The organism is Lentzea kentuckyensis (assembly GCF_002150765.1).
GTDB lineage: Bacteria > Actinomycetota > Actinomycetes > Mycobacteriales > Pseudonocardiaceae > Lentzea > Lentzea kentuckyensis.
The window spans coordinates 1063-1556 of sequence record NZ_MUYM01000246.1; the positions used below are offsets into that span (position 1 = coordinate 1063).

1 pseudogene is annotated in these 494 nt (G+C 62.3%); it reads left to right on the forward strand.

The annotated features are described in order from the left end of the window. Positions 1 to 287: 287 nt before the first annotated feature. A pseudogene (locus tag B0F77_RS46425) lies at positions 288 to 494 on the forward strand (hypothetical protein); the annotation flags it as partial.

Here is a 494-nt window from a genome sequence, read left to right on the forward strand (position 1 = left end):
ACTTCCGGCAGCCTGCTCAGGAATAACAAGCGTAGTCGAGGCGTTGTCTGCTACAGTCCGTTTGTAACCGGCGGTGCGCGGCTAAGCGCACGTAAGTTCCGATCAGCTGCTGGACCGTCCTGGATCCGCAGCTCACAACCCCCAGCTTCGAATGCTGGCGGACCCACATCAGATGCGACCCAACGGCATCTGGAAGCGCTCTCCTCCCGACACGAGCACGTACACGAGCTCGGGGTGCGGAGTCGATGAAGCGCGACTGAAGACAACCCTCCTGAAAGGACAGACCGATGTACATCGGTGTACTCGACATACGCAACAGCAAGGCTTTTCTCGTTGACGGGCCGCAGGTGCCGCAGAGTCTCGTGAGGCAACACGACCTGCGCCGCGGCGACCAGATCAGCGGCCAGGCCGAGAACGACAAGCTCATCAGCGTGGACACGGTCAACGGGCGCAAGCCGCACCCGCGGCCGAAGTTCGCGGACCTGACGCCGCTC